The following is a 2,727-nucleotide window of genomic DNA, read 5'->3' as shown; positions in this document are numbered from 1 at the left end:
AACCAAGCGACAATCTGAACTAAAGAAACGCTTAGACACTATCCGAGCCGAAAACCCAAATAGGGTTAAGCCGAATGAAGTCTATCTGGCATCAGCATCTTATGTTGCACCGCTTGAGCCACCCAGTAGTGAGCTCGATGTAGGCAAAGGCATCATGCTGGATTGCTACCTGGATACCCCTGAACCCTATATCAATGTTCGCTGTGGCAAAGCATCAGGGCCATTCCCTGGCAAGCAAACAACCGTGGGGAATGTGCTGATTAATGGCATCGATAGCCTAGATGAATTACCTGAGGTTTTGCAAGATGTAATTCGGGATAGGGCTGGTGAAAGTTCATCCTAAGCTAACCTGGAAACTCTTAGTAGTTAGGGTATTGACTTAGGGTCTCTAGGTAACGCAGGGACAGTGTACCCCGTAAAAATCTTCCCTCAGAAACTAAGGATGGGGCAATTCTATTTGCGATTACAGGGAATTAATCAATAGTGTGATTACACTGGAGAAAACAATTTCAGCTTCGTGCCCCACTGCTGTATGAGTACAAAATCACTTTGGGATTTTGTCATCCAAGCTTTACGGCAGGGTGATTTAATCGCACAGTAACCCAGCTATCAAATTTACGAAGTGCTCAAGGTGATAGGTAACCAGATATTGGTTATTTGCCTTACAAATTGGACAATTCAATCGATTGCAGCTCAGGATATCGTACCTCCGTTTTAAGGCATGATCGGTCCCCTAACTCCTCCTCAAGATTTTCAACGATATATTCTCAAGGAGCGTCAGCCTGTCATCTGTGAGGATAAAGCTGAGTGGCGTGAATTCATGCGCAAACCTAAGAATATCTTGGTAGCTCAGGATTCAGTGGGTAGCAAATTTGAAGTCCTGACTGTTTTTCTGGGGTTTAATAACGGTTCAGCTGAGAAACCCTTTTTCTTTCAGACTACGATTTTTGGGGTCGATGAAAATTCCCATGGTGATGCAGCAACATGGGAGGAAGCCTCAGGCAATCACTATGCTCTTTTGCAATCAGCAGCTGGACTAGCTAAGTATATGGATAATGTTGAACTAGGAGTTGAACAAAATACATTCACAGCTATTGATATCCAGGTTTTAGACAATGAACTCCGCTTTATTTTAGAGTCGGAAGAAGCTGCTAAAAAAGCACTCTCAGAGAATGGTAAACACTGGGAACGCCTAGGTAAGACACTTGTATTTAAGTTTGGGCTTCGAGACTCAGACCATCCCGAAAGCCAATAAGGTTTATTCCTCTTGGTTAACCTTGACCATTGTTCATAGAGATTATGTCAGATAAAGTCTTAACTATTACAGTTGAAGAAGGCCAGTATACCAAATCCGAATTAATGGGGACCGAAATATAAGACTCTAGGGTATGCCTAGAAAACTTCGTATCGTCCCCCATCTTTCATCGGCTGAACTGAAGGAGCGCTATCAGACAAGCTGTGATCCGGTTGAGTCACGCCGTTGGCATCTACTTTGGTTGGTGTCCGAGCATGAAACCTTAACGTCTGCGTTAAATAACTAATACGATGCGTGCGATCTCAACCGCTGTCAGGAGCATACAGCTGGTCATATGTGATTCCGTAAGCATTAAATAACCCCCGATGCACGGAGCACCAGGGGCTGATTTTTATAAGAAATTTGAATAGTGGCAGGTTGTCTGCCATCTATACCTACAGTGCCCAGAATTAGATTCCTGACATCTATCAAGCAAACCGGTTTTAATAGGTATACATACAGAAAACGGCCCCCAACCGCCAAGTTAGAGCCGCTTTCTATGTATGTAACCTGTAGCCCTATGGTAGCCGATGATCCAGATATTTTTGGCTCATGCCAGTGAAGACAAAAATGCTGTTATTGACCTATACAATCGGCTAAAGGCTAAAGGTTTCAAGCCCTGGTTAGATAAGGTTGACTTACTACCAGGTCAAAGCTGGCGGGCTGAAATTCCCAAGGCGATCAAAAAAAGTGACGTTTTCATTGCCTGTCTATCCAAGGAGTCCGTAGCTAAGGAAGGTTATATCCAACGTGAATTTAGAATGGCCCTCCAACGCATGGGGGATATGCCACCTGGGAAAATCTATCTAATTCCGGTTCGCTTAGATGATTGTCAAGTGCCCGAGCTACGTCAAGAAGAATATGGAATAAATCTAGCGGACTATCAATGGGTGGACCTGTTTCAAGAGAGAGAATTTGAACGGCTGGTAAAGTCAATTGAGTCGCATTTCCCAGATGAGATCGCAGTCATTAGCCAAGAACAGAGCAATGCTGAGCATTTCAGCCAGGAGCTAGGTGATGGTGTCCATCTGGATATGGTTCATATTGACGGTGGCATCTTTTGGATGGGCTCTCCTAATGATGAAGCTGATCGAAAAAAGAACGAAGGTCCACAACATAAAGTCACTGTGCCAACGTTCTATATGAGCAGGTATCTAATTACTCAACGTCAATGGTATGCGGTCTCTCTTTTGCCGGATATAGACAGACATCTAGATCCACATCCTTCTCACTTCAAAGGAGACGATCGCCCTGTCGAGCGAGTGAATTGGTATGAAGCGATTGAATTTTGCAAGCGTTTGTCTAGGCGTACGGGTAAGAATTATCGTCTACCGAGCGAAGCTGAATGGGAGTATGCCTGCCGATCGGGGACTATGACTCGCTATTTCTTTGGAGATAACCTCACAATAAAGCAAGCTAACTTTGGGGGATCG

Annotated in this window: 4 protein-coding genes; all 4 read left to right on the top strand. The window is 44.2% G+C overall.

The annotated features are described in order from the left end of the window. The coding region (locus DXZ20_RS37555; protein ID WP_250565812.1) for a hypothetical protein at positions 1-343 on the top strand (343 nt) is incomplete at its 5' end. A 378-nt stretch (positions 344-721) separates the two neighbouring features. Continuing rightward, entirely contained in the window at positions 722-1,255 is a 534-nt protein-coding gene (locus DXZ20_RS18015; RefSeq protein WP_163699640.1) for a hypothetical protein, read from the top strand. Positions 1,256-1,388: 133 nt separating this feature from the next. Then, positions 1,389-1,541 carry a hypothetical protein gene (locus DXZ20_RS18010; protein WP_250565811.1) on the top strand — a complete coding sequence of 51 codons (153 nt, stop codon included), beginning with the start codon at positions 1,389-1,391 and terminating at the stop codon, positions 1,539-1,541. Positions 1,542-1,824: 283 nt separating this feature from the next. Then, positions 1,825-2,727 (top strand): TIR domain-containing protein (locus DXZ20_RS37550; protein ID WP_250565810.1); only part of this gene is annotated, 903 nt, incomplete at its 3' end.

The sequence above is a fragment of the Adonisia turfae CCMR0081 genome (genome assembly GCF_011009555.1).
GTDB classification, from domain to species: Bacteria; Cyanobacteriota; Cyanobacteriia; order Phormidesmidales; family Phormidesmidaceae; genus Leptothoe; species Leptothoe turfae.
The sequence above is the reverse complement of the archived record's forward strand: the minus strand, read 5'-3'. Positions and strand labels throughout refer to the sequence as shown.

Excerpts from the sequence above, each read along its gene's own strand:
- DXZ20_RS18015 (WP_163699640.1), top strand. The coding sequence starts at position 722 with ATGATCGGTCCCCTAACTCCTCCTCAAGATTTTCAACGATATATTCTC.
- DXZ20_RS18010 (WP_250565811.1), top strand. The coding sequence starts at position 1,389 with ATGCCTAGAAAACTTCGTATCGTCCCCCATCTTTCATCGGCTGAACTG.